The organism is Streptomyces nigrescens, assembly GCF_027626975.1.
Classification (GTDB): Bacteria; Actinomycetota; Actinomycetes; order Streptomycetales; family Streptomycetaceae; genus Streptomyces; species Streptomyces nigrescens.
The window spans coordinates 6,207,702-6,231,585 of the sequence record NZ_CP114203.1 but is presented as its reverse complement, the minus strand read 5'-3'; the positions used below and the strand labels follow the sequence as shown (position 1 = coordinate 6,231,585).

Here is a 23,884-nt window from a genome sequence, read left to right as displayed (position 1 = left end):
CGATATTCGAGACGAGGACGAGGGAGTCACGGCGTGCCAGGTGAGAATCTTTCCCGGGACGAAGCACGTGAGCGGGGCCGGCTGCTGAGCGTCGACGCCTACGACGTGGCGCTGGACGTCCGCTCAGCGGTCGCCCGTGACGCGTCGGCCGAGACCTTCCGCTCCCTGACCACCCTCCGCTTCCGCTGCGCCGAGCCCGGCGCCTCGACCTTCGTGGACCTGCTGGCACCGTCGGTCACCTCGGTCACCCTCAACGGCCGGGAGCTGGACCCCGGGGCGGTGTTCGACGGCACCCGGATCACGCTGGACGGGCTGGCCGCCGAGAACACCCTCGTCGTCGACGCGCAGTGCGCCTACAGCCGGACCGGTGAGGGCCTGCACCGCTTCGTGGACCCCGAGGACGGCGAGGTCTACCTCTACACGCAGTACGAACCGGCCGACTCCCGCCGGGTCTTCGCGAACTTCGAACAGCCCGATCTGAAGGCCCCGTTCACCTTCGAGGTGACCGCCCCCGAGGGCTGGCTGGTGGTCAGCAACGGCGCACAGGAGGGCGGGGCCGAGGGCGGCCGGCACCGTTTCGCGACGACGAAGCCGATCTCGACGTACATCACGGCCGTGGTCGCCGGCCCGTACCACTTCGTCTCCGACACCTACCGGCGCACCTTCGAGGACGGGACGGAGCTGGAGATCCCGCTGGGCGCGCTGTGCCGCAAGGGGCTGGCGAAGCACTTCGACGCGGACGACGTCTTCACCGTCACCAAGCAGGGCCTGGACTTCTTCCACGACCACTTCGACTTCCCGTACCCGTTCGGGAAGTACGACACCGCCTTCGTCCCGGAGTACAACCTCGGGGCGATGGAGAACCCCGGCTGTGTCACCTTCCGCGAGGAGTTCATCTTCCGCGGGAAGGTGACCGAGGCGTCCTACGAGCGCCGGGCCAACGTCATCCTGCACGAGATGGCGCACATGTGGTTCGGCGATCTGGTCACCATGCAGTGGTGGGACGACCTGTGGCTCAAGGAGTCCTACGCGGACTTCATGGGGGCCTTCGCGCTGGTGGAGGCGACCCGCTTCCGGGACGGCTGGATCACCTTCGCCAACCGCCGCAAGTCCTGGGCCTACCGCGCCGACCAGCTGCCCTCCACCCACCCGGTCACCGCCGACATCCGTGACCTGGAGGACGCCAAGCTCAACTTCGACGGCATCACCTACGCCAAGGGCGCCGCGGTCCTCAAGCAGCTGGTGGCGTATGTGGGGCAGGAGGCGTTCCTGGAGGGCGCCCGGCGCTACTTCAAGCGGCACGCCTACGGCAACACCCGGCTGACGGACCTGCTGACGGTGCTGGAGGAGACGTCCGGCCGGGACCTGGCGAGCTGGTCGCGTGCCTGGCTGGAGACCGCGGGCGTCAACTCCCTGACCCCGCAGGTGACCTATGACGCCAAGGACCGGATCACCGAGCTGAGCATCCTCCAGGAGGCGGCACCCGAGCAGCCCGAGCTGCGGCCGCACCGGGTCGCGGTGGGCCTCTACCGGCGCCAGGGCGCGGACCCGGCGCTGGTGCGCTACGCCCGTGCGGAGGTGGATGTCTCCGGGCCGCGGACGGTCGTCCCGGAGCTGGCCGGTGCCGAGCGGCCCGAGCTGGTCCTGGTCAACGACGACGATCTGACGTACTGCAAGGTCCGTTTCGACGAGGGGTCGCTGGCCACCCTGCGGGCCCGGCTCGGCGATCTGGCCGACCCGATGGCGCGGGCGCTGTGCTGGGCCGCGCTGTGGGGTCTGACCCGGGACGGGCTGATGCCGGCCCGCGACTACCTCGGCCTGGTGCGGCGGTTCGCGGGCCAGGAGACCGACATCGGTGTGCTGCAGTCGCTGCACGGGCAGGCGCAGACGGCGCTGGAGTACTACTCCGCGCCGGACCGCCGGGAGCCCGCGGCGCGGGACCTGGCCGAGGGCGCGCTGCACGAGCTGCGGCTGGCCGCGCCCGGCAGCGGCCATCAGCTCACCTGGGCCCGGCACTTCGCCGCCCTCGCCACCACGCCCGCCGATCTCCAGCTGCTCAAGGGCCTGCTGGACGGTACGGCGAAGATCGACGGCCTGGACGTGGACCAGGAGCTGCGCTGGACCCTGCTGGAGCCGCTGGCCGCCCACGGTGTCGCGGACGAGGCGGTGCTCGCCGCCGAGCTGGCCCGTGACGACACCGCGTCCGGCAAGCGCCACCAGGTGCGCTGTCTGGCCGCCCGCCCCTCGGCCGGGGTGAAGGCGCAGGCGTGGGCGGACGTCGTGGAGTCCGATGCGCTCTCCAATGCGCTGGTGGAGGCGACGATCGCCGGGTTCGCGCAGCCCGGGCAGCGGGAGCTGCTGGCCCCGTACGCCCCGCGCTACTTCGCGGAGATCGAGCGGGTGTGGCGGGAGCGGTCCATCGAGATCGCGATGGATGTGGTGCGCGGGCTGTTCCCGTCCTGGCAGGTGGAGCAGGCCACGCTGGACGCCGCGGACCGCTGGCTGGACGGGCACGGCCAGGCGGCCCCGGCGCTGCGCCGGATGGTGCTGGAGGAGCGGGACGATCTGGCCCGTGCGCTGCGGGCACAGGCTTGTGACGAGGCGGCCGGGGCACGGCCGTAACCCCCGTGACGACCAGCCTTTTTCGGCAGTCGAACGCCCGTACTTTAGTACAGGGTTGTCCGGTTTGTGGTACGGGCGTGTAACAGCGGTTAGGGGGCGGAGCGGGGGCGGGAATCGACCCGGCATGAACCACGACACCCCGCTCTCCCCCCTCCCCCTCCAGCACCTGACCGCCTCCCGGTGCCGGGTGATGACCACCCGTCAGCTGCGCGAGCACGGCATCGCGGCGGCGGAGACCACCGAACGCTGCCGCCCCGGCGGCAGCTGGCAACAAGTGCTCCCGGGCATCTACCTGCTCCATGCGGGGCCGCCCACCAGCGAGGAGCGGCTGCATGCGGTCCTGCTGTACGCCAGTCACCGGGGGCCGACCGTCCCCCGGCAGGGCAGTCCGTCGGGGGACGCCCCGGAGGCGATGATCACGGGCCTGGCGGCGCTCGCCCTGCACGGCTTCACCGAGGCGCCCCCGCTGCTCGCCCTGGACCGCATCGAGGTGCTGGTCTCCCGCACCCGGCGGCTGCGCTCCACCGGCTTCGCGCGGATCCTGCGGGCGGTGGAACTGCCCGTCCCGCAGGACGTCACAGGGGTGCCGGCCGCGCCGGTGCCGCGTGCGCTGGCGGACGCGATCGGCACGCTCACCGACGCCTCGGCGGTGCGCCGGCTGCTGACCGAGGCGGTCCGCGGCGGCCACTGCGAGGCGAGTGCGGTGGTACGGGAGCTGAGCCGGGCCCGGCTGCTGACCCGGCCGCACGTGGTGGACGCGGTGGACACCCTGCTGGCCGAGGGCCGGGCGCTGGCGGAGCAGCAGTTGTACGCCATGGTGCGGGAGCACGGGCTGCCGGACCCGCTGTGGAACGTCGATCTGCGGCTGCCGGGCGGGCCGCACCTGGGCGGTGTGGACGCCTTCTGGCCGGAGCACTCGGTGGCCCTGGAGATCGACACCCGGGCACCGCGCGCCGAGGAGGACCCGCTGCACTCGCCGTTCTTCCACAAGCGCGAGCATCTGGAGCGCCTGGGCATCACCGTCGTCCGCTGTCTGCCCCGCACCCTGCGCCAGTCCCCCGAGCAGCAGGCCGCGGTGGTCCGTACGGCCCTGATGGCCGCCGGGGACCGGGAGCCGGGTGCGTATGTGGTGGTCCTGCCGCGGTAGTGCGGCCCCGGGCCGGTCAGCGCCGCTTGAGCAGCAGCTCGACGTTGCGGTCCCGGGCCGTGCCCGCGAGGTCCGTACGGGACTGGGGCGCGTTGAAGGACAGCTCGCGGTAGAGGGCGGCCAGCCCGGTCTGCGAGAGGTCGGTGAAGTCCGTGCGGTGCGGGGCGGCCGACTCGACCAGGGTGGTGAACAGCGACAGCGTGCCGTCGTGGTTGTCCACCAGCTCGATGACCCGGGCCAGTTGCGGGAAGTCGATGTGCGAGGCGGTGGAGATCTCCCAGAAGCCGCCGTGCGCCATGATCTCGTTCTTGTGACTGTGGCCGTTGATCCAGCCGACGACCGCGGGGTGCGCGGCCAGCACCTCGACCAGCTCCGGGCCGCCGTGCCGCTTCTCGTGCGGCCGGGCCGGGTCGGGGCGGGTGTTGTTCATCGTCTTGCTGGTGTGGTGGCTGAAGACCAGCACATGGGCCTTCTCGCCCTTCTCGTTCTCCTTCAGGGTCCGCTCCAGCCAGCGCAGTTGGGCGTCGCCGACCGAGCCGGTGTAGTGGCCGCCGGGGTCGGTGGTGTCCAGGCTGATGCCGAGGACGTCGTCGGAGATCCGGAAGCTGTAGTAGAGGCGGGTCCCGTCGAGGTGCGCGGCGGTGTAGCCGTGGCCGTGCGGGCCGGGGCCGGTGTGCGCCGGGTCCAGGTGGGCGCGCAGATACTCGGCCCGGGTGAAGGGGGCGCGCCGCTCGTCGGGGGTGACCCTCCTGGACTGCTTGGCGTGCGACTTCAGCAGCCGCTTGAAGTCCTCCCCCTTGGGGTCGAGGCCGTCCTTGACCGCCTGCCACACCTTCGCGGCCTCGGCGGAGGGCAGCGTCTCCAGCTTGTGCTCGCCGGTGGCGACCTCGGTCCAGAACGGGTCACCGGGCGCATAGCAGCCGCCGGGCAGCGAGTCGTGGTTGCCGACCGTCGAGTACCAGGGCATCCGCAGGCCGGGGCTGTGGACGGTCCGGATCGCCGCGTCCAGGAACCCGTCCAGCCGGGGGAAGCCCAGCGCCTTGTCGGCGTCGCGCACCGCGCTGTCCGGCTGCCAGTACAGCTTCAGCCCGCTGTCCTGGACGCCTTCGTAGCGGCGCGGGTCGCCGGAATTCGGGGTGATCCGGCCGCCGCTCATCGCGGTCAGGTACCACTCCAGCTCCAGCTTGGAGTTGTTGTCGGTGTTGTCGCCGGTGGTCATCACGAAGGACAGCGGGGCACCGGTGGCGGGCCCGCCGGGCAGCGCGTTGACCCGCTCGATCAGCGAGACGACCCCGGCCACGGACAGCGCCTCCTGCGGCCGCCAGGCGCTGGCGGTCTCGGCGCGCAGGTACTCGTAGCGCAGCGGGCTCTGCACGTCGACCAGGTGCAGATCGGTGAACTGCACGAACGAGGCCAGCGCGGTACGCCGCCCGTCCCGTCCGCCGTGTGCGGTGCCCAGCTCGGTGCGTACCACCCGGTCCCAGGCGGGGCCGTCGCCGAGCCGGCGGAAGCCGCCGCTGCCGCGCGGGGCGGACACACCGCCGAGGGTGGTGCCCCGGGTGTAGGGGACGCGGGGGACGGCGGGGGCCTCGACCGGTACGGGCGCCGCCGGGGCCGGGCCGGGGCTGACGGTGGCGGCCTGCGCCGTCCGGTCGGGGCCGAAGGCGAGCCCGAGTCCGGTGGCGGCGCCGACGGCTCCGGTGGCGGCGAGGAACGTACGGCGGTCGAGAGTGGCGGCGGCGGACCGTATACGGGACATACGCGGGCTCCCCGGGTGCGAACGCAAAGGCGGCCGGGCAGCACAACTGCCCTGTCACCTTGGATGGTTGGCAGCGGGGGTGACCTGGACGTGAACGCCACCGCAACGCGGAGAACCCATCACCGCACAGGGATCTCCGTGTCATCGGCCGGTCACCGGCCCCTGTTGCCGTCGGCGGACGCCGGTCACCGGCCGTTCACCCGGCGGGGCAGCGGGGGCGGCACGGCCGTCCGGTCAGCCGCACTCCGCCCCCGCCCGGCCCGCTATGCGCCACCGGCCTCCCCGCCGCGCGGCCACACGGCGAGGGCGACCAGCACGGCGGCCCAGACGCCCAGCGGCAGCAGCGGCCAGTAGAACTCCAGCTCACCCTTGTGGAAGCAGTGCACACCCCAGACCGCCGACATGATCACGGCGCCGCCGAGCCAGTAGCGCCATTCCTCGATCCATGCCCGCAGGTCCCTGCGGTCCCGCTCCCGGTCCGAGATCCGCTCGGCAGGATCACGTCGCTCCGCCATCCCTGTCCCCCTTCGCGTCAGCACGCCTTTGAAGCCGCACTCCATTTTGAGAATACGACCGTATCTCAAAAAGAATACACCCGTATCCTGACGGGGACGCGCCGGCGGAGACCGCCCGACGGCGGGAGTGAGGAGGAGCACACCGTGCCCAGAACCGTGGACCGTGCGCAGCAGCGCCGGCAGATCGGTGCGGCGGTTCTGCGCCTCGCCGCGGAGCAGGGCCTGGACGAGGTCAGCGTGCGCACCGTGGCCGCCGCGGCCGGCCGCTCACCGGGTGCCGTACAGAAGTACTTCCGCACCAAGGACGAGCTGCTGGCCTTCGCCGCCGAGCTGGCCGGTGAACGCGTCGAGGAGCGGATGGCCGCCGTCGAGCGCGGTCTGCCACCGCGTGAGGCGCTGCGGGCACTCGTCCTCGCCACCCTCCCCGTGGACGCCGAACGCCGGGCCGAGGCCGCGGCCCAGCTGGCCTTCGCCACCCGCGCGGCCCACCATCCCGGGCTCGGCGCGATCCGCCGGCAGGTCGACCAGGGGGTCCGGGAGGCCCTCGGCGGCTGGCTGGCGTCCGCCGGGCACGGCCGCGGCCCGGATCCGGCCGCCGACTGCCTGGCCCTCGCGGATGCCGTACTCGCGCTGTCCGACGGGCTGGCGCTGCGGCTGCTGTACGCGCCCGACGACCGGGAAGCGCTGCTGTGCGCCCTCGACCGCGCGCTGGAGGCGCTGCTTCCGCCCCCGGTGCCGCATCCTTGAAAGGTGGATTCCGGCGCCGTCCACGCTCCACGGAATGGAACGGATTGGACAACGCGACGGGTATCACACACATGATGGAGGCACTACTGAGCAGGTGTTCCGAGCAGACACCCATGTCAGGCCAGAAAGAAGGAGTCCCATGAGGATCGGAATCGTCGGAGCCACCGGACAGGTCGGCGGCGTGGTGCGGGGCATCCTCGCCGAGCGGAACTTCCCGGTCGAGCAGCTGCGGCTGTTCGCTTCGGCCCGGTCCGCCGGACGCACCCTTCCGTGGCAGGACACCGAGATCACCGTCGAGGACGCGGCCACCGCCGACTACTCGGCGCTGGACATCGTGATCTTCTCGGCCGGCGGCGCCACGTCCAAGGCGCTGGCGGAGAAGGTCGCCGACGCCGGACCGGTCGTGATCGACAACTCCTCGGCCTGGCGCCGTGACCCCCAGGTCCCGCTGGTCGTCTCCGAGGTCAACCCGCAGGCCATCACGGACCGGCCCAAGGGCATCATCGCCAACCCGAACTGCACGACCATGGCCGCCATGCCGGTGCTGCGTCCGCTGCACGACGAGGCCGGTCTGGTCTCGCTGGTCGTCGCCACCTACCAGGCGGTCTCCGGCAGCGGTCTGGCCGGTGTGGAGGAGCTGGAGGGCCAGGTCCGCAAGGTCATCGAGCAGGACGCCACCAAGCTGACGCACGACGGTGGCGCGGTGGAGTTCCCGGAGCCCGACAAGTACGTCGCCCCGATCGCCTTCAATGTGCTGCCGATGGCCGGCTCGATCGTCGACGACGGGCTGAACGAGACCGACGAGGAGCAGAAGCTCCGCCACGAGAGCCGCAAGATCCTGGAGATCCCGGACCTGAAGGTGTCCGGCACCTGTGTCCGCGTCCCGGTCTTCACCGGTCACTCGCTGCAGGTCAACGCCCGCTTCGCGCGTCCGCTCAGCCCCGCCCGGGCCCAGGAGCTGCTGGCCGGCGCCCCCGGCGTCACCCTCTCCGACGTGCCCACCCCGCTCCAGGCCGCCGGCCAGGACGCGTCCTTCGTGGGCCGCATCCGTGAGGACGAGACCGCCGAGAACGGCCTGGCGCTGTTCGTCTCCAACGACAACCTCCGCAAGGGCGCGGCGCTGAACGCCGTCCAGATCGCGGAGCTGGTCGCCGCGGAGCTGCGCGGCTGACCGCCCCCGGCGCAAAACGGCGGGTGCCCGTACGGAGTCTCCGTACGGGCACCCGCCGTTTTCACGGTCAGGGCCGCCGGACCTCGAAGTGGAAGCAGCCGTACTCCACGGCCCGGACGTGCACCAGCGCCACCTCCGGGTCCGCGAACGCCTCCCCGAGGGCCGCGTCGAACGCCGCCGGGGCGTCCCCCGGGACCTCCAGGAGCCGGCCGCCGACGATCTCGCCCCGGGCGTTGTAGCGGCGCAGCACCCGCAGGGCGCCCGCCCGCACGGCCGGATAGCGGCCGGCCGCGGCGTCCGGGCCGCCGCACGGCTCGGCGTGGACGAACACCGGGCCCTGCTCGTCGTAGGCCCCGGGCTGCGCCCCGGTCGCGTCCGCCCAGCGGCGCAGCGGCGCGTACGAGACCAGCGCGACCCGCTCGCCGGCGCGGACGTCGCGCAGACAGCAGCGCAGCGGACTGCCGACGGCGTCCAGCGGCACCCCGTCCTCGCGGGCGGTGAACGGCGCGGCGGGCCGCCCGGCGTCGTCGGTTGCGCAGAGCTCCTTGTGGGCGGTCGCCGGGAGAGGAAGTGCGGTGTAGGTCGTCATGGGCCCAGCCTCGTGCGCGCGGGCCGCGCGCGCTGGCGGGAATCGGACGCCGTGATCGGCGCGCGCTCCGGAGTGCCGGAAGCCGGCCCGGCGCGGGTGCTCTCCACTCCTTCGATCACCACCCCGCGGAGGCCGGACCACGTGGAAGGATGGCCGAAGAGTCCGATGTGATGACGCATGCGAAGGAGATGGCCGGGTGCCTGGCACAAATCTGACCCGCGACGAGGCGCAGGAGCGGGCGCGCCTGCTGACCGTGGACGCGTATGAGATCGATCTCGACCTCTCCGCCGCGCAGGAGGGGGGCGCCCCCGGGTCGGCCGAGGACGGGAGCACAGGAGGCACGTACCGGTCCGTGACGACGGTGCGGTTCGACGTCGCCGAGGCGGGCGCGGACTCCTTCATCGATCTGGTGGCGCCGGCCGTGCGCGAAGTGGTGCTCAACGGCGAGGCGCTGGATCCGGGCGAGGTGTTCAAGGACTCGCGGATCGCGCTGACGGGGCTGCGGGCCGGCCGCAACGATCTGACGGTCGTGGCGGACTGCGCCTACACCAACACCGGTGAGGGGCTGCACCGCTTCGTCGACCCGGTCGACCAACAGGCCTATCTGTACACACAGTTCGAGGTGCCGGACGCCCGTCGGGTGTTCGCTTCCTTCGAGCAGCCGGATCTGAAGGCGACCTTCCAGTTCACCGTGAAGGCCCCGGAGGGCTGGACGGTGATCTCCAATTCGCCGACGCCGGAGCCGAGCGACAACGTCTGGCGCTTCGAGCCGACCCCGCGGATCTCGACCTACATCACCGCGCTGATCGTCGGCCCGTACCACAGCGTGCACAGCTCGTACGAGAAGGACGGGCGGACGGTGCCGCTGGGCATCTACTGCCGGCCGTCGCTGGCCGAGCACCTGGACGCCGACGAGATCTTCGCGGTCACCCGGCAGGGCTTCGAGTGGTTCCAGGAGAAGTTCGACTACGACTACCCGTTCGCGAAGTACGACCAGCTCTTCGTGCCGGAGTTCAACGCCGGCGCGATGGAGAACGCGGGCGCGGTGACCATCCGCGACCAGTACGTCTTCCGGTCCAAGGTGACGGACGCGGCGTACGAGGTGCGCGCGGAGACGATCCTGCACGAGCTGGCGCACATGTGGTTCGGCGACCTGGTCACCATGGAGTGGTGGAACGACCTGTGGCTGAATGAGTCGTTCGCCACCTACACCTCGATCGCCTGCCAGGCCTACGCCCCGGGCTCGAAGTGGCCGCACTCGTGGACGACGTTCGCCAACTCCATGAAGACCTGGGCCTACCGGCAGGACCAGCTGCCGTCCACGCACCCGATCATGGCCGAGATCAATGACCTCGACGATGTGCTGGTCAACTTCGACGGCATCACCTACGCCAAGGGCGCCAGCGTCCTCAAGCAGCTGGTCGCCTATGTCGGCATGGACGAGTTCTTCCAGGGCGTGCAGGCCTATTTCAAGGCGCACGCCTACGGCAACACCCGGCTCTCGGATCTGCTCGGCGCGCTGGAGGAGACCTCCGGCCGTGACCTGAAGACCTGGTCGAAGAAGTGGCTGGAGACCGCCGGGATCAACATCCTGCGGCCGGAGATCGAGGTGGACGGCGCCGGCGTCATCACCTCCTTCGCGGTGAAGCAGGAGGCTCCGGCGCTCCCGGCCGGCGCCAAGGGCGAGCCGGTGCTGCGGCCGCACCGGATCGCGGTCGGCGCCTACGAGCTGCGGGACGGCAAGCTGGTGCGGACCGAGCGCATCGAGCTGGACGTGGACGGTGAACTGACCGCCGTGCCCCAGCTGGTGGGCAAGGCGCGGCCGGCCGTCATCCTCCTCAACGACGACGATCTGTCGTACGCCAAGGTCCGGCTGGACGAGGAGTCGCTGAAGGCCGTCACCGAGCACCTCGGCGACTTCACCGAGTCGCTGCCGCGCGCCCTGTCGTGGGCGTCGGCCTGGGACATGACGCGGGACGCCGAACTCCCCGCCCGTGACTATCTGTCGCTGGTGCTGTCGGGCATCGGCAAGGAGTCGGACATCGGCGTCGTCCAGTCGCTGCACCGCCAGGTGAAGCTGGCGCTGGACCTGTACGCGGCTCCGGAGTGGCGCGAGACGGGTCTGGCGACGTGGACCGCGGCGGCCCTGGAGCAGCTGCGGGCGGCCGAGCCGGGCAGCGACCACCAGCTGGCGTGGGCCCGCGCGTTCGCCGCCTCGGCCCGTACGGACGCGCAACTGGACCTGCTGCAGGGCCTGCTGGACGGTACGGAGGAGATCTCCGGGCTGGCCGTGGACACCGAGCTGCGCTGGGCGCTGCTGCAGCGGCTGGCGGCCACCGGCCGGGCGGACGAGAAGGCCATCGCGGCGGAGCTGGACCGGGACAAGACCTCCGCGGGCGAGCGGCACGCCGCGACCGCGCGCGCGGCGCGTCCCACGGCGGAGGCGAAGGCCGAGGCCTGGGCCTCGGTCGTGGAGTCGGACAAGCTCCCCAACTCCCTGCAGGAGGCCGTCATCGGCGGCTTCGTCCAGCCGGACCAGCGGGAGCTGCTGGCGCCGTACACCGCGAAGTACTTCGCCGCGGTGAAGGACATCTGGAACTCCCGCAGCCATGAGATGGCGCAGCAGATCGTGGTGGGTCTCTACCCGGCGCTGCAGGTCTCGCAGGAGACCCTGGACACCACGGACGCCTGGCTGGCCTCGGCCGACCCGAGCCCGGCGCTGCGCCGGCTGATGACCGAGTCGCGGGCGGGGATCGAGCGGGCGCTGAAGGCGCAGCGGGCCGACGCGGCGGCCTGACCGGTCCGCCTCCCGGCACTGCCGGGGTGGTGCCGCCCGGCGGACGGGCGCCCGGTGCGCTCCGTCCGCCGGGCGGGCCGGGGTCCGCCGGGCCCCGTCCCCCTCCGGCGGGGTCCGGCGGAAAACGGGGGTGCGGCTCAGCCGCCCAGCGCGTCGAAGCGGCGGCCGAGTGCGGCGCGGCCGGCCTCGGTGAGGTCGCCGTGCAGTCGCATCCGGGCGAGGCCGCCGTCGGGGAAGACGTCCAGCCGTACGTGGGTGGCGGTGACGGCCGCCGGCAGGGCGAAGCGGTGCGGGGTGTCGGGCTGGAGCTTCGTCTTCGGCAGGATCTCGAACCAGGAGGCCTCGTCGGCCGGGTCGCCGTTGCACCCGGACAGGGCGGCCCAGCCCGCGGAGTTGCCCTTGAGGTAGGCGGTGTCGATCTCCACCGCCCGGATCTCGCCCTGCGCGGCGAGACGGAAGCGCACCCAGTCGTGGGTGCCCTTGACCCGGCGGCGGCGGTTCTCCCAGCCGTCGTCCATCTTGCGGGAGAGATCGGGCCGGATGATCTGGGCGGGCGAGGAGTAGAAGCGGTCGGAGGCGTCCTCGACGGTGCCGCCGTGCAGCACGGAGGCCAGGTCGAGGGTGCCGAGCACATCGAGCCACGCCGGGTCCGGCACGACCTCGCCGTGGACCCGGAGGCGGGCTATGCCGCCGTCGGGGTGCTGCTTGAGCCGCAGATGCGTGAAGCGGCGCTCGACGGTGACCTCGAAGCCGTTGGCGGCGTGGCCGCGGACGGGGGTGCGCGGCACCAGCTCCTCCCACTTCACCTCGTCGGCGAGCAGCTCCTCGGGGCCGGGGCTGCCGGGCAGCGAGGTGGCCTCGACGGAGACCTGCTGGGGGTAGTTGCCGCGGAAGTGGGCGGTGTCGACGACGATGCCGCGGATCACGCCAGGGGCGGCGAGCCGGATCAGCGCCCAGTCGTGGTCGTCGTCGGTGGGGAAGGGGTGGTCGCCGTCGGTGCCGCGGCGGCGCCGGGTCTCCCAGCCGTCCATGATCTTGCCCTTGTGGCCGAAGTGCTCGGGGTCGAAGACCGCCGGAGCCGGCTTCAGCAGATTCTCGCGCTCGGCGAAGAACTCGTCGTTCGCGGCGATCACACCGGCACCGAGGCGGCGGTCGGCGAGGTCGACGAGCGAGGTGAAGGGGAAGTCCCCGCCGCGGTAGTCGGCGTAGGGGTCTCCGCCGCCGTACGGGTTGGCGTCGTTGGCGTGCGGATCAGTGGTGTCGGCGGCCGGGTTGGCGGTCATCGTTGCCCTTCGATGGTGGGGAGGTGCGGACCGCTTCACGGTCGCAGCGGACCACCCCACAGGTCCATCGAAAGTTTTTGAGGAATACGTTCAGCTGGACTGAACGGTTTCCTCTCCCGGCGGCTGCGCGGCGGCCGCCTGCCGCAGCGCGGCCAGCACCCGGGCCAGCCCCGGCGCCCCCTCGGAGCCGCGCCGGGCGGCGGCGATCACATGGCGGCGCGGCTGGTCCGCGTGCAGCACCCGCAGCGCGACCCCGTCACTGCCGCGCTCCCGTACGCCGCGGCCCGCGCCGACGCCGCCCGCCATGGCCATCCGGGGCACCAGCGCCACCCCCATCCCCGCCGCGACCATCGCCCAGATCGCGCTCCAGTCGGCGGCGGCATGTGCCTGCTCGGGCACGAACCCGGCGTTCTCGCAGGCGGTGGTGGTGATCTGCGACCAGGGTCCGCTGCTGCCGAAGATCCAGGGCTCGCCCGACAGATCGGCCAGCCGCAGCCCCGGTTCGGCGGCCAGCGGATGACCGGCCGGCAGCGCCACGTCCAGCGGGTCGGCGAGCAGCGCGCCCCGGCTGAACTTGGGGTCGCGCGGGGTGGGGGCGTGCGCGGCCAGCGACAGCGCCAGATCGACGCTGCCCTCCGCCAGCAGCTCGTACGCGGCCTCCGCCTCGGCCTCCCGTACGGCGACCGACAGCCCCGGGTGGCTGCGGCGCAGCTCCTGTACGGCGGGGACCACCAGCGCGGGAATGGCGGTGGAGAACGCCCCGACCCGCACCTGGCCGGCCTCGCCCTGGAGGTAGCCGAGCAGCTCCGCGTCGGCGCGCTCCAGCTGGGCGAAGACCGCCTCCGCGTGCCGCAGCACCAGCTGGGCGGCGTCGGTCAGCCGCACCCGCCGGCCGTGGGCCTCCAGCAGCGTCACCCCGAGCGCCTTGGCCAGCCCGGTCAGCTGCTGGGAGACCGCCGAGGGCGTCATGTGCAGCGCCTCGGCGGTCGCGGTGACCGTGCCCAGCTCGTGGAGGGTGCGCAGGATGCGCAGCTTCTTGAGGTCCCAGTCGGCCATGCGGGAAGCGTACGCACCCGCCGCCGCGGTCACCGCTGACCACGGCAGCGGGGAGCCGTCCGGGTCAGGCCCGGCGGTTGGCCTCGCGGCGGGCGAGGATGGCGGCCTGGCGCTCGTCGAACTTCCGCGCCTGGCCGTCCAGGCCGTCCATGAACAGGCCCAGCTCCTCCTGCGCCGCCAGCCCGGCCGGACCCAGTCCGCCGATCTCCAGCACCTTCAGGTAGCGCAGCACCGGCTGCAGCACATCGTCGTGGTGGATCCGCAGGTTGTAGATCCCGCCGATGGCCATCCGGGCGGCGGACCGCTCGAAGCCGGGCATCCCGTGGCCGGGCATCCGGAAGCCGGTGACGACATCGCGCACCGCGCACATCGTCTGGTCGGGCGCCATCTCGAAGGCCGCACCGAGGAGGTTGCGGTAGAAGACCATGTGGAGGTTCTCGTCGGTGGCGATCCGGGCCAGCATCCGGTCGCAGACCGGGTCACCGGAGTGGTGGCCGGTGTTGCGGTGCGAGATGCGGGTGGCCAGCTCCTGGAAGGCGACGTACGCCACCGAGTGCAGCATGCTGTGCGAGTTGTCGGACTCGAAGCCCTCCGACATGTGGGCCATGCGGAACCGCTCCAGCTCGTCCGGGTCGACGGCCCGGCTGGTGAGCAGGTAGTCGCGCATCACGATGCCGTGGCGGCCCTCCTCGGCGGTCCAGCGGTGCACCCAGGTGCCCCAGGCGCCGTCGCGGCCGAAGAGGGTGGCGATCTCGTGGTGGTAGCTGGGGAGGTTGTCCTCGGTGAGGAGGTTCACCACCAGGGCGATCCGGCCGATGTCGCTGACCTTGGACTGCTCGGGCTCCCAGGCCTCGCCGTCCAGCGGTCCGGGGAAGTTGCGCCCGTCGCTCCACGGTACGTACTCGTGGGGCATCCACTCCTTGGCGATCTTCAGATGGCGGTTGAGTTCCTTCTCGACGACCTCTTCGAGCGCGTAGAGCAGCTGGGCGTCGCTCCAGGCGGCCTGGCCGAGCTCTCCGTTATGGCGGGCAGGGGCGATGGTCACGGGGGAACTCCTGGGGACGATGACCTACGGGTCCGTAGGTTTGACCTACGGCTGCGTAGGTTACGTCATCGTAGGTTAGGGCCGGTTAAACACAGCCCTCGCGCAAACCGGCCGAAAATCGCGCGATAGCCGCCTCGCAACCCCTTTTCCACCTGCGGAAATATCCGGGTACGACAAAGGGCGCCCATCGGTTCTTGTAACCGATGGGCGCCCTTGAGGCGTCACTGGTGCCCGGTGTCAGACCTTGGAGCCGGCCTTCTTGGGGGACTTGTCGCCCACCATGACCAGCCCGGCGATGACCAGGAAGAGAACGATGGGCAAAGCGACGAAGAGGCCGAGCGTCTCGATCACGCTCAGACCCGGACCCGGGTCGTCACCATCGTCGCGGGTGAGCGCAAACGCGGGGGACGACATCAGCAGCATCAGCGCGGTGCCGGCGGTGATGGTTCCGGCGCGCAGGACATTCTTATTGACCTTGTTGCTCACGAAGTCAACGTATCGGACGCCTCTGCGCCGCGCGCGCCCGGGGTGGCACAACCGGCGGCCCCGCGGGCTCAGCCGCCGGCGGCCCGGCTGCGGTGCAGCGTGACCGGTGCCACCCGGCCCGGCCCGCGGGACTCCTCGACGACGACCCGTACGGCGTCCGCGGTCACCGGCCATGGGAGCGCGAGGATCCGCCGGTGCCCGATGGTGGTGCCGTGCGCGAGCGTCGTCCAGGCGCCGCCGGTCCGCGCCCGGACGGTGAACCGCTCGACCCGCTGGCCGTGCCGGATGTCCTCGGCGATCCCGATCCGGTCGAAGGTCCAGGGCCCGGGCCCGGCCGTCCGCAGATCCGTGCCGTAGGTCTCACGCACGGCGGTCCCGAAGGCGGTGAGCGAGGCGACGTCCTCGGCGGCGATCCGGCCGTCCCTGGCGGGCGGGACGTTCAGCAGCAGCGAGGCGTTGCGGCCCACGCTCTTCTCGTAAAGATCCATCAGCTGCGCCGGCGTCTTGGGGCGTTCGCCGGGGTGGTGGAACCAGCCGGGGCGCAACGAGACATCGGCCTCGGCCGGGTACCACTGGAGGTACTTGGTGGTGGGCGCCAGGAGCTTGGCGCGGGAGCCGATGTCCGGGTCGGTGGAGTCGTTCGGCAGTCCGCCGGCCATCACGGTCCAGGGATCGTCGGCGGACGGGGTGACGCTCCACTCCGTCTCGCGGGCGATGCCGTTCTCGTTGCCGACCCAGCGGGCGCCCTGCGGCCCGGCGAAGACGACGGTGTCCGGGGAGAGCCGGTGAATCATCCGGAACCACTCGGCGACGTGGTACTTCTGCGTGATCCCGGCGTCCGACCAGGGGTTCGCGCCGTCCAGCCACAGTTCGTCGAGCGGGCCGTAGCGGGTGAACAGTTCGTAGACCTGGTTGAGGAAGTAGGCGTCGTAGTCGTCCGCCCGGACCCGGAAGGCGGGCAGCGCGCCGCTGCGGACCGCGGCGGCACGGTCGTCGCCGGGGACGAGGGTGGGGATGGTGCGCTCGGCGACCTCGCTGCCGTTGCCGAAGCGGCCCAGGCCACGGGGCGCCCGGTCACCGTCCTCCAGGGCGACCCGCTCGGGCAGGCTGAGCGGGATGCCCTCCTGCTGCTTCTTGCGGATCTCCGCGACCCACCGTGCGTGCCAGGCGTGCGGGAGTTCGGCGCCGTCGGAGGGCGAGAGGTAGATGCCGACCTTCAGCCCGGCCCGGCGGGCGGCCTTGACGTACGCGCCCACGACATCCGGGCTGCCGGGACTGGCGGCGACGGAGTGCGGGGTGTAGCGGCTCGGGTAGAGCACGAAGCCGTCGTGGTGCTTGGCGGTCAGCATCACCTGCTCGGCGCCGGCCGCCTTGTACGCGCGCATCCACTGGCCGGCGTCGATACGGGAGGGCCTGAACAGCTTCTCGTCCTCGGCGCCGGAGCCCCATTCGCGGTCCGTGAAGGTGTTCATACCGAAGTGCGTGAAGGCGGTGACCTCCCGTTGCTGCCAGGCGAGTTGGCCCTTGGTGGGAACGATGTGGGCGGCCTTGTCGATGATCCGGGCCGGGGTGTCGCAGGGTTCGACGGCCATCTGGGAGGCGGGGCGCACGGGCCGGTCGCAGGGGCCGGCGGGGGCGCTCGACGGCGACCGGGCCAGGGAGCTCTGGACGGGGGCGAGCGCGGCGGCCGCGGTGAGCGCGAGCGCGCACAGCGTCCGCCGGGTGCTGCGAAGTGCCATGGTTCCCTCCAACTCGCCGACCACGCTGGGCCAATGGTCGGATGTCTGGATGGTGTCCACGGCATGGTGCCGGACGGTGCGAGGTACCGGAAGGGGGTGTGTGGCGACCGGCGCCGGGGTGCGTCTAGCGGTCGTCCGACAACTCCCGCATCAGCGCGTGCAGTCGGGGTGAGGCGGCCAGCTCTTCCAGGGTGTGCGGTCGGCCGTCGGGGTCGGCGATCGGCAGGCGCCAGTTGGGGTATTCATCCCATGTCCCGGGGAGGTTCTGCGGGCGCCGGTCCCCCACCGCGTCGGGCAGCCAGACGCCGACCATCCGCGCCGGGGTGCGCAGCAGGAAGCGGTGCACGGCCTTGACCGCCGCCTCCTCGTCGCCCTGCCCCTCGGGCAGCAGTCCGCGCCGCACCAACTCCCCCATCCATTCGGCGAGTTCATAGGTGGCCCGGGACCGCTCCCGCTCCGGCGGGCCGGCGAGCAGCCCGAGCCGTTCGCGCAGCGCGACATCCGCACCGGTCAGCCGGGCCGCGGTGGTCGGCAGATCGTGGGTGGTGACGGTGGCGAGACAGCCGCTGCGCCATTCGCCGGGCGCCAGGATGCGGGCGGCGGCGCCGGGCCCGGGGGCGGCTTCCCGGGCCGCGCCTCCCTCGCCCGCCGGGCCCCTGCCGGACCCGTCGGGCACGGCCTCCGGCGCCCTGGCCGCGCCGGGGCCGTCCGCCGCTTCCGCCGCTTCCGCCGCTTCGGCCCGCGGCGCCGCATCCCGCTCCCCGCCCCCGTAGTCCCGTTCGAACCACAGCACCGACGTCCCCAGCACACCCCGGGCGGCGAGCGCATCGCGGACGCCCGGCTCGACCGTGCCCAGGTCCTCGCCGATCACCGCGGCACCGGCCCGCTGCGCCTCCAGGGCCAGCACGGAGAGCATCGCCTCACCGTCGTAGCGGACGTAGGCGCCCTCCGTCGGCGGCCGGCCCTCCGGGACCCACCACAGCCGGAACAGCCCCATCACATGGTCGATCCGCAGCGCACCGGCGTGCCGCAGCAGTCCGCGCAGCAGCTCCCGGTAGGGGGCGTAGCCCGCGGCGGCCAGCGCGTCGGGGCGCCAGGGCGGCAGGCCCCAGTCCTGGCCGCGGGCGTTGAAGGCGTCCGGTGGTGCCCCGATGGACATCCCGGCGGCGAAGGCGTCCTGCTGCGCCCAGGTGTCGGCGCCGGAGGGATGGACACCGACGGCGAGGTCGTGCACCAGCCCGATGGCCATCCCGGCGTCCCGCGCGGCCCGTTGGGCGGCGGCCAGCTGCTGGTCGGTGAGCCAGGCCAGCCGGCAGTGGAAGTCGATCCGGTCCAGCAGCCGGTGCCGCAGCCGGGCGGTGCCCGGGGACCGTGGATCGCGCAGCCCGTCGGGCCAGCCGCGCCAGTCCGGCCCGTGCCGCTCGGCGATCGCGCACCAGGTGGCGTGGTCCTCCAGCGCCTGGCCCTGCTCGGCGAGGAAGTCGCAGTACGCGGCCCGCCGGCCCGGGCTGAGCGGGACCGCCCACAGCAGCTCCAGCGCCTCCCGCTTGAGCGCCCAGACGGCGTCCCGGTCGATCAGCGCGCCCCCTTCGAGCACCTCGGAACGGAGCGTATGGGCGCGGGCGGCCAGCTCGTCGGCCCGTAAGCGCGCGGTGCCGGCGAGGTCGGCGTACTCCGGGATGTGTTCGATCCGCAGATGGACCGGGTCGGGGAAGCGGCGCGAGGAGGGCCGGTAGGGCGACGGGTCGGTGGGCGGGCCGGGGACGGCCGCATGCAGCGGGTTGAGCTGGACGAAGCCGGTGCCCAGGGCGCGCCCGGACCAGGCCGCGAGATCGGCGAGGTCCCCGAGGTCGCCCATGCCCCAGGACCGCCGGGACAGCAGCGAGTAGAGCTGCACCAGAAAGCCGTGGCTGCGGCCGGGCGGTGCGGGCACCCGGTCGGGCGCGACGATCAATGGGGCGCGGGCGGTCCGGCCGCCGGGGGTTTGGGCCTCCAGCACATGGATGCCCAGGGGCAGCCGGGTGAGCGCCGCCGGATCGGGCGCCCCCAGGTCCGCCGTCCCCCCGCCTTCGGTCTCGACCCGGAGGACGGTGCCTTCGGGGAGACCCGTGAGGTCGGGTGGCCGGTCAGGGCGGGCGACGACGGTGCGGGGAAGCAGGGCACGGCCCGCGCCGTCCTCGTACGCGGCCAGGGCGGTGCGTACGGCGTGCGGGGTCGAGGCGTCGACCCCGAGTGCGGCGAGTACGGCGACGACGGTGTCGTCGGCGGTCTGGACGCTCTTGCCCGGCGAGGGTGCGTACGACGTGGCGACGCCGTGCAGCCGGGCGAGCCGCGCGCGGCCCATGGGTCCTCAGACCTCCATGGACTCCGTACCCATGCCCGCGGCCGTCGGCTCGCTGGTCAGCGGCAGCTCGGCGGCGATCGGGACCTCGCTGGTCAGTGGCGCGGCGTCGGCGAGCGGGGGCTCGCTGGTCAGGGGCGGCTCGACGAAGCTGTAGGAGCCGGAGCCGTCGAGGCCGGAATCGGGGTCGGACACCCCGTCGAAGATGTCGGGCTCCATCGTCGCACCTCCCGGTTTGGAGGACAGGGCGTCGAGGAGCAGTTGAGCGGATGCGGCCACGAGGGCCTCCCGTTCATCGGTAGTGGGACACGTGGGCCCTACCCACTCGACACGTTCGCAGACGTATCTGCTCACGAAACGTGACCCACGTCTCATTATCCCCCACGCAGGCGATTTCACTGCGGCGGACACCGACAGGCGCAGAGAACGCGCAGAAAGCGGGCCCCGCGACGAAAGTTCTGCGGACCGGCGGCCCCCCGTGCACCCCTCCTGCAACACCGTACGTACCCGTCCGTACACCCCCGTCCAGGACCCCGCCATGGCCTGGTTGACACCCTCACCGCCACAATGGTGGGCTCACGGCCGAAGGTCTGTCCGAACGGGCATCGGCGGGGAAAACGGGGCGCCGGTGCAGACCGGTAAGCGATGGACGGGGACGAGGAGCAGCCGTGCGAGGCCGGGGCGTATGGAGCGTCGGAAAAATCGGTAGGGGCGGCAGGGGAAGCGGCGCGGGTGCCCGCGCGCGGGTGGCGGGGACCACCGCACTGGCCGCCGCGGTCATCGGGGGTCTGCTCGGCGGGGCGCCGGGCGCCCAGGCCGCGCCCGCGGACCCCGCCATCGGCACGCCCGAGCAGCCGGACCGGCCGGCCGGGGCGGGGCGAACGCCCGCCGTCTGGCCGCGCCCCCAGTCGATGCAGGAGCTCGGCGCCGCCGTGCCCCTCTCCGGCGAGGCGGCACTGGTGGCGGCGCCGGACACCGATCCGTACGCGCTGGACGTGCTGCGCGGGCTGCTGCGCGACGCCGGGGTGCACACCGTCCGGACTCTGGCGCCCGGCGACCGGCTGCCCGCGGCCGGACCGGTGATCCGGGTAGGCGGCGAGCAGGCCGCGGACGCGCTGCGGGCGCTGCGGGCACCGGCCCGCGGGGATCTGCCCTCCGGCGGCTACCGGCTGGCCGTGGGCCAGGTCGCGGGCCGGGACACGGTCGCCCTGGACGGCGTCGGCCCGGACGGTCTCTTCCACGCCGCGCAGACGCTGCGGCAGCTGGTCACGGACCGCGATCAAGGGGAAGCATCGCGCAGCGATTCCGGCCGGGGTGGTGGCGGGCGACGGGTGGGCGGGGGACGGCAGCTGGCCTCGGTGACCGTGCGGGACTGGCCCGGTACGGCCGTGCGCGGCACCACCGAGGGGTTCTTCGGGCAGCCGTGGAGCCGTCCGCAGCGGCTCGCCCAGCTGGACTTCATGGGGCGCACCAAGCAGAACCACTATCTGTACGCGCCCGGCGACGACCCGTACCGGCAGGCCCGCTGGCGCGACCCCTACCCGGCCGAGCAGCGCGCCGACTTCCGGGCGCTGGCCGAGCGGGCCCGCGCCAACCACGTCACGCTGGGCTGGGCCCTCGCCCCCGGCCAGGCGCTGTGCTTCTCCTCCGAGGAGGATCTGCGGGCGCTGCGGCGCAAGGTGGACGCGATGTGGGCGCTGGGGGTGCGGTCCTTCCAGCTGCAGTTCCAGGACGTCAGCTACAGCGAATGGCACTGCGACGACGACCAGGACACCTTCGGCGCCGGCCCGCGGGCCGCGGCCAAGGCACAGGCCCGCGTCGCCAACGCCCTCGCCGCGCACCTCGCGGAGCGCCATCCGCAGGCCCCGCCGCTGTCGCTGATGCCGACCGAGTACTACCAGGACGGCTCGACGGCGTACCGCAGCGCACTGTCCGATGAGCTCGGCGACCGGGTCGAGGTGGCCTGGACCGGTGTCGGTGTGGTCCCGCGCACCATCACCGGCGGGGAACTGTCCACCGCCCGCCAGGCGTTCGGCCACCCGCTGGTGACCATGGACAACTACCCGGTCAACGACTACGCCCCGGACCGGATCTTCCTCGGCCCCTACCGGGGCCGTGAGCCGGCCGTCGCCACCGGCTCCTCGGCGCTGTTCGCCAACGCCATGGAGCAGCCGCTCGCCTCCCGTATCCCGCTGTTCACGGCCGCCGACTACGCGTGGAACCCCCGCAACTACCGCCCCGCGGAGTCCTGGGAGGCGGCCGTCGACGATCTGGCGGGCGGCGATCCGCGGGCCCGTGCCGCGCTGCGGGCGCTGGCCGGCAACGACTCCTCCTCGGTGCTGGACCGGAGCGAGTCGAAGTATCTGCGGGTGCTGATCAACCGCTTCTGGGCGGCCCGCGAGGCGGCGACCAACCACGGCCGGCCCGGCCGGGACGCGGACCTCGCCAAGGCGGCCCGGGCGCTGCGGAACGCGTTCCGGACCATGAGCAGCGCCCCCGACGACCTGCATGCGGATCTGGCCGCCGAGGTCCGCCCCTGGGCCGAGCAGCTGGCCCGCTACGGCAGCGCCGGTGTGCACGCCGTGGACACGCTGATGGCGCAGGCCCACGACGACGGCGACACCGCCTGGTCCGCGCAGCGCACGGCGCAGCGGCTGCGCAAGGAGATCGGGCGCAGCCCGGCGACGGTCGGCAAGGGGGTGCTCGCACCGTTCCTGGAGCGGGCGATGACCGAGGCCGACGCCTGGACCGGCGCCCGCCACGAGACCCCCCGGCCCGACGGGAAGGACGACGGCCCGACGTCGCTGACCGTGCCCTTCGAGCGGGCCCGCCGGCTGGCCGCGGTCACCGCCCTGACCGAGCCGGGCCCCGCCGCGGGCGCCGTGTCCCTGGAGGCGCATGTCCCCGGCGAGGGCTGGCGCCGCCTCGGCCGGCTCTCCGTCACCGGCTGGACGGAGTCGCGCACCCCGCGGCTGCGCGCCGACGCGGTACGGCTGACCTGGGCGAACGGCACGAAGGCGCCGTCCGTGAAGGCGCTGACCCCCTGGTTCGAGGACACCCCGCCGGCCGGGCTCGAACTGTCCCGCAAGGAGGCGGACGCCCAGAACGGCGGCAGTGCGACGGTGGACGCCCTGATCTACTCCCGCCGCCCCGGCGACATCCACGAGAAGCTGACGGTCAAGGCGCCCAAGGGCTTCACCGTGCACGCCCCGAAGGAGGTCACCGCACCACGGGGCGGCACCGCCACGGTCCGCATCACGGTCGATGTCCCCGAGGACGCCCGCTCCGGGACGTACGAGATCCCGGTGGACTTCGGCGGCGCGGAGCAGACGCTGACGGTGCGGACCTACCCGCCCACCGGCGGCAAGGACCTGGCACGCGGCACCGTCGCCACCTCCTCCGGCGACGAGACGCCCGATTTCCCGGCCTCGGCGGCCACCGACGGCGATCCCAGAACCCGCTGGTCGTCCACCGCCGAGGACGGTGCCTGGCTGCAGTTCGCCCTGGCCCATCCGACCCGCCTGGGCCGGCTCGTCCTGAACTGGCAGGACGCCTACGCCTCCGGCTACCGCGTCCAGGTCTCCCCGGACGGCCGCACCTGGCGTACGGCGGCCACGGTCCGGGACGGCAAGGGCGGCCGGGAGTCCGTCCGGATGGACGCCAGGGACGCCCGGTTCGTCCGCATCCAGGGCGACAAGCGGGCCACCCGCTTCGGCTACTCACTGTGGTCGGTGGAGGCGTACGCGGTGACGGAGCCGGGCGACCAGGACAGGCCGGGTGGCGAGGACAGGTCTGGCGGCGAGGACGGGCCGGGCCGCAAGGACAGGTCTGGCGGCGAGGACAAGCGCTGAACGACGTCCGGGGGCCGTCGGGAGCCGCGCACACAGCGCGCCCCCCACGGGCCCCCGGACGGAGAAACCCGGACCTACGCCGATACGGCGTCGATCCGGGCCAGGGCGTCATCCGCGCCGTACGGCTGCAAATACGGCAGCCAGCGCGGGTCGCGATGGCCCGTACCGATGATCCGCCACGCCAGTCCTGACGGCGGGGCGGGCTGATGCCGCAGCCGCCAGCCGATCTCGGCGACATGGCGGTCGGCCTTGACGTGATTGCAGCGCCGGCAGGCGGCGACGACGTTCTCCCAGGTGTGCTGACCTCCGCGGCTGCGCGGGATGACGTGGTCGACGCTGGTTGCGACGCCACCGCAGTACATACAGCGCCCGCCGTCACGGGCGAACAGCGCCCGGCGGGTCAGTGGCACGGGGCCGCGAAAGGGCACCCGCACGAACCTCTTCAAGCGGACCACGCTCGGAGCAGGGATGACTCGGGTCGCGCTGTGCATCAGGGCGCCGGACTCCTCAAGGCTGACTGCCTTCTCATTGAGTACGAGGATGAGCGCGCGGCGGAGCGGTACGACGCCGAGCGGCTCGTACGACGCGTTGAGGACCAGGACATGCGGCACGGGTGCCTCCTTGTACGCCGGCGGCGCGTGGCTCGCGCCGGGACGATCTCCCCACAGTGTCCCCCGCTGCCTGGTCGGAGCGCCACCATGACCGAGTAACGGGCCGGAGGTGTTTTCCACCACAC

General features: G+C 72.9%; 17 protein-coding genes. 6 read left to right on the top strand and 11 right to left on the bottom strand.

The window, feature by feature from the left end; all coding sequences use genetic code 11:
* Positions 1–33: 33 nt before the first annotated feature.
* Positions 34–2,622 carry an aminopeptidase N gene (pepN, locus tag STRNI_RS27640; protein WP_277412224.1) on the top strand — a complete coding sequence of 863 codons (2,589 nt, stop codon included), beginning with the start codon at positions 34–36 and terminating at the stop codon, positions 2,620–2,622.
* A 124-nt stretch (positions 2,623–2,746) separates the two neighbouring features.
* Complete coding sequence (locus STRNI_RS27635; RefSeq protein WP_018088283.1) at positions 2,747–3,769, top strand: hypothetical protein; 1,023 nt, start codon at positions 2,747–2,749, stop codon at positions 3,767–3,769.
* 16 nt (positions 3,770–3,785) lie between these two features.
* Here STRNI_RS27635 and STRNI_RS27630 read toward each other — a convergent pair whose 3' ends face one another.
* Both STRNI_RS27630 and STRNI_RS27625 read right to left on the bottom strand, forming a co-directional pair.
* Positions 3,786–5,528 (bottom strand): TIGR03767 family metallophosphoesterase, encoded by a 1,743-nt coding sequence (locus tag STRNI_RS27630; protein ID WP_277412223.1) that lies wholly within the window; start codon positions 5,526–5,528, stop codon positions 3,786–3,788.
* 263 nt (positions 5,529–5,791) lie between these two features.
* Complete coding sequence (locus STRNI_RS27625) at positions 5,792–6,043, bottom strand: hypothetical protein (protein WP_018088285.1); 252 nt, start codon at positions 6,041–6,043, stop codon at positions 5,792–5,794.
* A 144-nt stretch (positions 6,044–6,187) separates the two neighbouring features.
* On the opposite strand from STRNI_RS27625, the gene STRNI_RS27620 reads away from it, so the two are divergent.
* Positions 6,188–6,790, top strand: coding sequence for a TetR/AcrR family transcriptional regulator (locus tag STRNI_RS27620; protein ID WP_277412222.1), 603 nt, complete (start codon positions 6,188–6,190; stop codon positions 6,788–6,790).
* Positions 6,791–6,929: 139 nt separating this feature from the next.
* The gene (locus tag STRNI_RS27615; protein ID WP_018088287.1) at positions 6,930–7,961 is read left to right on the top strand and encodes an aspartate-semialdehyde dehydrogenase; all 1,032 of its coding nucleotides are present in this window, start codon (positions 6,930–6,932) and stop codon (positions 7,959–7,961) included.
* Between the two features lie 67 nt (positions 7,962–8,028).
* Here STRNI_RS27615 and STRNI_RS27610 read toward each other — a convergent pair whose 3' ends face one another.
* Positions 8,029–8,550, bottom strand: coding sequence for a DUF1203 domain-containing protein (locus tag STRNI_RS27610; protein ID WP_159488253.1), 522 nt, complete (start codon positions 8,548–8,550; stop codon positions 8,029–8,031).
* 196 nt (positions 8,551–8,746) lie between these two features.
* On the opposite strand from STRNI_RS27610, the gene pepN (STRNI_RS27605) reads away from it, so the two are divergent.
* A complete protein-coding gene (pepN, locus tag STRNI_RS27605) occupies positions 8,747–11,347 on the top strand; it encodes an aminopeptidase N (protein ID WP_277412221.1) in 2,601 nt (866 codons plus the stop codon).
* Positions 11,348–11,484: 137 nt separating this feature from the next.
* Here pepN (STRNI_RS27605) and alc read toward each other — a convergent pair whose 3' ends face one another.
* The 7 genes from alc to STRNI_RS27570 all read right to left on the bottom strand — a co-directional run bounded on the left by alc (position 11,485) and on the right by STRNI_RS27570 (position 19,576).
* Positions 11,485–12,630, bottom strand: a complete 1,146-nt coding sequence (alc, locus tag STRNI_RS27600; RefSeq protein WP_159488251.1) for an allantoicase — start codon at positions 12,628–12,630, stop codon at positions 11,485–11,487.
* A 90-nt stretch (positions 12,631–12,720) separates the two neighbouring features.
* Positions 12,721–13,686 (bottom strand): LysR family transcriptional regulator, encoded by a 966-nt coding sequence (locus STRNI_RS27595; RefSeq protein WP_277412220.1) that lies wholly within the window; start codon positions 13,684–13,686, stop codon positions 12,721–12,723.
* Between the two features lie 64 nt (positions 13,687–13,750).
* Positions 13,751–14,731: an acyl-ACP desaturase gene (locus tag STRNI_RS27590; protein ID WP_018088292.1), complete on the bottom strand. Its 981-nt coding sequence runs from the start codon at positions 14,729–14,731 to the stop codon at positions 13,751–13,753.
* Between the two features lie 237 nt (positions 14,732–14,968).
* The gene (locus STRNI_RS27585; protein WP_266442128.1) at positions 14,969–15,217 is read right to left on the bottom strand and encodes a hypothetical protein; all 249 of its coding nucleotides are present in this window, start codon (positions 15,215–15,217) and stop codon (positions 14,969–14,971) included.
* A 68-nt stretch (positions 15,218–15,285) separates the two neighbouring features.
* Positions 15,286–16,956 carry an alpha-L-fucosidase gene (locus STRNI_RS27580; RefSeq protein ID WP_277412219.1) on the bottom strand — a complete coding sequence of 557 codons (1,671 nt, stop codon included), beginning with the start codon at positions 16,954–16,956 and terminating at the stop codon, positions 15,286–15,288.
* 124 nt (positions 16,957–17,080) lie between these two features.
* Positions 17,081–19,300, bottom strand: a complete 2,220-nt coding sequence (gene malQ / locus STRNI_RS27575) for a 4-alpha-glucanotransferase (protein ID WP_277412218.1) — start codon at positions 19,298–19,300, stop codon at positions 17,081–17,083.
* A 6-nt stretch (positions 19,301–19,306) separates the two neighbouring features.
* On the bottom strand, positions 19,307–19,576 hold the full coding sequence (locus tag STRNI_RS27570) for a hypothetical protein (RefSeq protein ID WP_026169402.1): 270 nt from the start codon (positions 19,574–19,576) through the stop codon (positions 19,307–19,309).
* A 467-nt stretch (positions 19,577–20,043) separates the two neighbouring features.
* Here STRNI_RS27570 and STRNI_RS27565 point away from each other — a divergent pair, with 467 nt between their 5' ends.
* Complete coding sequence (locus STRNI_RS27565; protein ID WP_277412217.1) at positions 20,044–23,148, top strand: glycoside hydrolase family 84 protein; 3,105 nt, start codon at positions 20,044–20,046, stop codon at positions 23,146–23,148.
* A gap of 74 nt (positions 23,149–23,222) precedes the next feature.
* Here the strand turns inward: STRNI_RS27565 and STRNI_RS27560 are convergent, their stop codons facing one another.
* Positions 23,223–23,759, bottom strand: coding sequence for an HNH endonuclease (locus STRNI_RS27560; RefSeq protein ID WP_018088296.1), 537 nt, complete (start codon positions 23,757–23,759; stop codon positions 23,223–23,225).
* Positions 23,760–23,884: the final 125 nt, after the last annotated feature.